The organism is Kitasatospora sp. MY 5-36 (assembly GCF_001182915.1).
Classification (GTDB): domain Bacteria; phylum Actinomycetota; class Actinomycetes; order Streptomycetales; family Streptomycetaceae; genus Kitasatospora.
This window is the reverse complement of sequence record NZ_LFVW01000763.1, coordinates 1-4,757: the sequence shown is the minus strand read 5'-3', so window position 1 is coordinate 4,757 and position 4,757 is coordinate 1. Positions and strand designations below refer to the sequence as shown.

7 protein-coding genes are annotated in these 4,757 nt (G+C 74.3%); 5 read left to right on the top strand and 2 right to left on the bottom strand.

Features of this window, described 5'->3' with window-relative positions; genetic code table 11:
* Positions 1-439, bottom strand: a 439-nt coding sequence (locus AE652_RS35480) for a helix-turn-helix transcriptional regulator (RefSeq protein ID WP_049659117.1), incomplete at its 3' end; no start/stop codon positions are given.
* A gap of 240 nt (positions 440-679) precedes the next feature.
* Here AE652_RS35480 and AE652_RS35475 point away from each other — a divergent pair.
* From AE652_RS35475 to AE652_RS35465, 3 genes are all read left to right on the top strand, one after another.
* Positions 680-1,402 carry a CHAP domain-containing protein gene (locus AE652_RS35475; RefSeq protein WP_159028649.1) on the top strand — a complete coding sequence of 241 codons (723 nt, stop codon included), beginning with the start codon at positions 680-682 and terminating at the stop codon, positions 1,400-1,402.
* 138 nt (positions 1,403-1,540) lie between these two features.
* A complete protein-coding gene (locus AE652_RS35470; RefSeq protein ID WP_049659115.1) occupies positions 1,541-1,768 on the top strand; it encodes a hypothetical protein in 228 nt (75 codons plus the stop codon).
* Between the two features lie 286 nt (positions 1,769-2,054).
* Positions 2,055-2,918 carry an arylamine N-acetyltransferase gene (locus AE652_RS35465; protein ID WP_049659114.1) on the top strand — a complete coding sequence of 288 codons (864 nt, stop codon included), beginning with the start codon at positions 2,055-2,057 and terminating at the stop codon, positions 2,916-2,918.
* A 69-nt stretch (positions 2,919-2,987) separates the two neighbouring features.
* Here AE652_RS35465 and AE652_RS46860 read toward each other — a convergent pair whose 3' ends face one another.
* Entirely contained in the window at positions 2,988-3,668 is a 681-nt protein-coding gene (locus AE652_RS46860; RefSeq protein WP_049659113.1) for a TetR/AcrR family transcriptional regulator, read from the bottom strand.
* A 160-nt stretch (positions 3,669-3,828) separates the two neighbouring features.
* Between AE652_RS46860 and AE652_RS35455 the strand changes: the two genes are divergently transcribed.
* Positions 3,829-4,251 (top strand): SDR family NAD(P)-dependent oxidoreductase, encoded by a 423-nt coding sequence (locus AE652_RS35455; protein ID WP_049659112.1) that lies wholly within the window; start codon positions 3,829-3,831, stop codon positions 4,249-4,251.
* A gap of 69 nt (positions 4,252-4,320) precedes the next feature.
* A partial coding sequence (locus AE652_RS35450; RefSeq protein WP_049659118.1) for an alcohol dehydrogenase catalytic domain-containing protein occupies positions 4,321-4,757 on the top strand: 437 nt, incomplete at its 3' end.

Sequence of the window (4,757 nt, the reverse complement as noted above, 5' to 3'; positions counted from 1 at the left end):
CCCCGGCGGCCCACGCCGCCCGGCGCCGTCGCCCGCCACGGGGTTCCTGACCGGCCGTCGGCTCGGCACTGGGCGCCGGTGCCTCCGGCGCGGTCGCCACCACAGATTCCGGTACCGGCTCCGGTGGCGGCGCGCCGCCCGTGCCGCCGTCGATCGCCGCTCTGAGCCCGAGCGCGCGGACGAGCTCGCCGTCGGCGACCGCGTAGTACGCGGCCAGGGAGTGGAGCGCCGCTTCCGGTGCCGGGTACCTGCCGTCGGGGTTCTCGTAGCGGGAGAGGGTCGTCTGGGCGATCGCGGTGCGCCGGGACACGGTCACCTGGGTGGGGTTCCCGGCCTCCTGACGCCACCTCCGCAGCGTCCGGGCCAGTTCGGCGCGGGCGGCGGTGGCCGTCGGCTGGTCCGGTTCATCGGCTGCCTGCGGCGGCCGGTTGTGCGTCATCGGCTCGGTCCCTCTTCCCTCGGCTGTGCGTAGGCCCAGGTCAGGGCCGTACGGAGGCGCTCCGCATATGCATGGGTAACCAGGTGTTCACACAGCGTAGGAGTCCGGCGGTCGGGCGTGCAATCGTGGTGGTCGGCCGGAGGACGGATCCCCGGCGGAAACCCCACCTCCTCCCGTGTCCCGGGCGGGCTGCGGCCTGCCCGGGGTGGTGGAGGGCGCATCCAAGGAGAGATCATGAACATGACACGCTCGCGTCTGCTCGCCGCCCTCGTGGGCCGCGCCGGAAGGACCGCCGCCGTCGCCCTGGTGACCGCCGGGACGCTCGGCGGCCTCGGCACCGCCGCCGCGGCCACCACCGGCGCCCTCCCGGCCGGTGCGCACGCCGTCCGGACCGCCACCGACACCGACTCCGCGACCGACACCGCCACCGTGTCCGACGGCGCCACCGCCCGTTCCGCGCTGCGCGAGCGGATCGTCTCCATCGCCCGCGGCCAGATCACCCCGGCCGGCCAGGACCCCGAGAAGACCGGCACGTGCGACAAGTACTTCGCCTACGCCGACGGGACGGAGAAGCAGAGCAAGTGCGCCAAGACCGCCTGGTGCGCCGCGTTCGCCGACTGGATCTGGCACCAGGCCGGCGTGAAGCCCGCGCCGACCACCCTGTCCGGACGCGGCGTCGGCAAGTGGGGCCAGGAGCACCACCTCTTCCACAACCGGCAGCCCGCGCGCGGAGAGCGCCCCTACACCCCCGTCCCCGGCGACCTCGTCGTCTACGGTCCGCCCGCCTACGCCAAGGGTGGCCACGTCGGGGTCGTCGTCGCCGTCAACCACGACGGCACCATCGACACCGTCGAGGGCAACGTCGGGGACAGGGTGACGCACCGCCACGTCAAGCCCGCGGACGCCCGCGGCGGTGGGCAGAAGTTCCACATCTCCGGCTACGTCAGCGTGCCCGGCGCCTGACCGGCCCGCCTCCACCAGCGCCGGGGCCCGGGCGGATCATCCGTCCGGGGCCCGGCCGTCGCTGCCCGGCCTCGACCGGTAGGTTCACCGTGGCGCGTTCGAGCACCTTCGACGCACTTCACGAGGGGGAGACCACCGATGGACGTACTGGCGATCATGGAAGCACTGGCCGAACAGGGCATCACCGTGCTGCTCAAGGCCGACGCCGAACGGATGGCGGAGCAGCGCAAGCCGTGGACGTTCGTGGCCAGCGGCGCCCCGCTGCGTGACGACATCCTCGTGCGCACCGATGCCGCCTCGGTGGAGCAGTGCCTCGAAGCCTGCCTGCCCCGCCTACGGGAACTGGGCATTTCGCTGCCGGAGTAACGAGAGAGTGGCCCCAGAGGCCGACGGCGGCCGTCGACGTACGGGCCCGCTCCGCTCAGTCGCCGGCTCGTCGGTGCACAGGCTCGCCGGGCCGTGCCGGCACTCTGGCACAGCCGGGGCCGCCGGTGCGGGCGGACGCGGACGAACAGGTGGCGCGGGTGTGTCGGAGGGGCTCTTCCGGGGCAGCCGTTCGGGTGTGGGGCCCCTCATGCGGCCCCGGGCTCCCCGGGCCGGGGCGGGGCGGCGCGTGGGGCGGTGCGGTTCGTTCGAGGGGGAGGAGGAGCGCATGGGCGGATCGATCGGCTCCGTGTGGGGCGGCGACCGGCTGGACCTCGACGCCTATCTGGCCCGGATCGGGTACTGGGGGGAGCGCGAGCCGACGCTGGAGGTGCTGCGCGCGCTGCACGCCGCCCACATCGCCGCGCTCACCTTCGAGAACCTGGAGGTCGTCCTGGGCCGGCCCGTCCGACTCGACCTGGAGTCCCTGCAGGCGAAGATGGTCCGGCGGCGACGCGGGGGCACCTGCTGCGAACAGACCCTGCTCTACGCCGCGGCCCTGGACGCGATCGGCTTCGCCTTCACCGCGACGGCGTCACGCGTACGCCTGGGAGAGGAGCGGATCCGCCCGGCCACGCACATGTCGCTGCGGGTGGAACTCGACGGCGAGGACTGGTTCACCGACGTCGGCTTCGGCGCCGAGGGCCTCCTGGAGCCGTTGCGGCTGCGCGACGGCGAGGTCGTACGGCAGTCCGGCTGGACGTACGGGCTGCGCCGTGAGGAGGGGCCGACCCCGGGTGCCGCCGGACCGCTGGTGCTCCGGCGGCTGAGGCGCGACGGCTGGTTCGACCTCTACGCGATCGGGACGGAGCCGCGCTTCCCGGTCGACTTCACCGTGACCAGCCACTTCACCTCCACGCATCCCCGCTCGCCCTTCCGCGGCAAGCTGCTGGTGCAGAAGCCGGCGGCCGGTCAGCGGCTCGTCCTGCGCGACACGGAACTCACCCGGCTGCTACCGGACTTCACGGAGGAGAGCCGCCGGGTGTCGGCGGGGGAGCTGCCCGGGCTGTTGAGCGGGGAGTTCGGGCTCGCGTTGGACGCCGAGGACACCGCCGCGCTCGTCGCCCGCCACGAGGCGGCGCCGGCGTCGTAGGGGGAGGAACCGGGGTCGACGGCCGGGCACCGTACCGGGGCGGTCCGGCCGGTGATCCCGGCCGGTGATCTACGCCGGGGTCTTCGCCGCCCTGGTGAGGAAGCCGTCGATGAGGGTGTCGACGGCGAGGCGGAACCGCTCCTCGGCGTCGCCGGCGACGAGTTGGGCGGCGTGGGCGGTGATGAGGGGGAACGCCTCGGGCGACTGGGCGGTGAAGTGCCGGTACAGCTCCTCGGCCTGCTCCTGGTGGCCGACGGGCCGTGCCTCGGCTTCGACGGCGGCGTGGTGCACCAGGGTGGAGAGGAAGTCGGCGGCCCATGCCGCGTCCTGGGGAGTCAGACCCCCGGCGAGGAGGACGGCGAGCATGTTCTCCAGCGGGCGCAGGACCGCTTCGCTCCGGGGCGGCACGGTCGTGAGCGTCATGGCGATCCCGGGGTGGGCGGCCAGCGCGTCGCGCAGGCGTCCCAGGAGCGTGTGCAGCTGGTCGCGCCAGTGCGCCGGGTCGGCGGTCTCGAGTTCGACCGTCGCGAAGATGCGGTCCTGCATGGCGTGGATCAGGGCCTCGCGGTTGGCCACGTAGACGTACAGCGAGGCGGGCCCGGTGTCCAGGGCGGTGGCGACCCGTCGCATCGACACGGCCGGCAGCCCCTCCGAGCGCAGGACCTCCAGTGCCGCGTCGACGACGGCCTCCTCGCTGAGCGGCGGCTTGGCCGGGCGGTCGCGGGTCGAACGACGGCGGGTGGGGGGCATCGGGGATCGGCCTTCTGCGAGGGGAAGCGGGAGCAGCACTCTAGGCGACCGCCCGCTTTCGTCCGAACGAACGGCGCCGAACGAACAGCGTTCGTGACGCACGCTGTTTGTGACGTACGCTGTTCGTGAAGCGTCGTCCACGCCTTCCGGGGAGGCCACCATGACCGACAGGACCGCACTCGTCACCGGCGCAGGCCGGGCCGCCGGGCTCGGCATCGCCGTGGCCCGGGCTCTTGCCGCGCAGGGCCACCACGTCATCGTCACGGCTCGCGATGGCGGCCAGGCCGAGGAGCAGGCAGCCGTCCTCCGCTCCGAGGGCCTCAGCGCGGAGGGCCTCCGCCTCGACCTCGCCGACACCGACGACTTCGCGCGCGTCGCCGCCCACGTCGGGGACGGGCACGGCCGCCTCGACGTCCTCGTCAACGCCGTCGACCCGGGGCGGGTCGACGCCCACCCCGAGCTCGGCGTCGACGAGGAGGACCGGCCCGTCGCGGAGAGCGCCGTGTGGGTCGTCTGGGCGGCGACCCTGCCCGCCGACGGGCCCACCGGCGGCGTCTTCCACGACGGCGAGCGCCTCGCCTGACAGCGGGGGCCGGCCTGCCGCCGTGTCCAACCCGGTGTCCCACCGCTGCCGTTCGGAACGGAGTCCACGATGAAGTCAGTACGGTTCAGCCGTTTCGGCGGCCCCGAGGTCCTGGAGGTCGTGGACCTTCCCGACCCGCACCCGGGCCCCGGCCAGATCCGCGCCGCGGTACGCGCCGCCGGCGTCAACGCCAGCGACTGGAAGAAGCGCGCGGGCCTGATGGACGAGGAACTGCCGCAGACGCTGGGACACGAGGCGGCCGGGGTCGTGGACGAGGTCGGCGAGGGTGTCACCGACGTGTCCGTCGGCGACCGCGTCGTCGGCCTGTCCGAACACGGGGGCGCCCAGGCCGAGTTGGCCGTGCTGTCGCACTGGGCGCCGCTGCCCGCCGCCGTCCGCTTCGCCGACGCCGCCGCCCTGCCCGCAGCCCTCGAGACCGCGGCGCGCGGCCTCGACCGGCTGGGCGTGGTCGGCGGCACCGTGCTCCTCGTCAACGGCGCCTCGGG

What these genes read in the sequence shown, in the direction of transcription:
- AE652_RS35475 (WP_159028649.1), top strand. Translation starts at nt 680, where the DNA reads ATGACACGCTCGCGTCTGCTCGCCGCCCTCGTGGGCCGCGCCGGAAGG.
- AE652_RS35470 (WP_049659115.1), top strand. Translation starts at nt 1,541, where the DNA reads ATGGACGTACTGGCGATCATGGAAGCACTGGCCGAACAGGGCATCACC.
- AE652_RS35465 (WP_049659114.1), top strand. Translation starts at nt 2,055, where the DNA reads ATGGGCGGATCGATCGGCTCCGTGTGGGGCGGCGACCGGCTGGACCTC.
- AE652_RS46860 (WP_049659113.1), bottom strand. Translation starts at nt 3,668, where the DNA reads ATGCCCCCCACCCGCCGTCGTTCGACCCGCGACCGCCCGGCCAAGCCG.
- AE652_RS35455 (WP_049659112.1), top strand. Translation starts at nt 3,829, where the DNA reads ATGACCGACAGGACCGCACTCGTCACCGGCGCAGGCCGGGCCGCCGGG.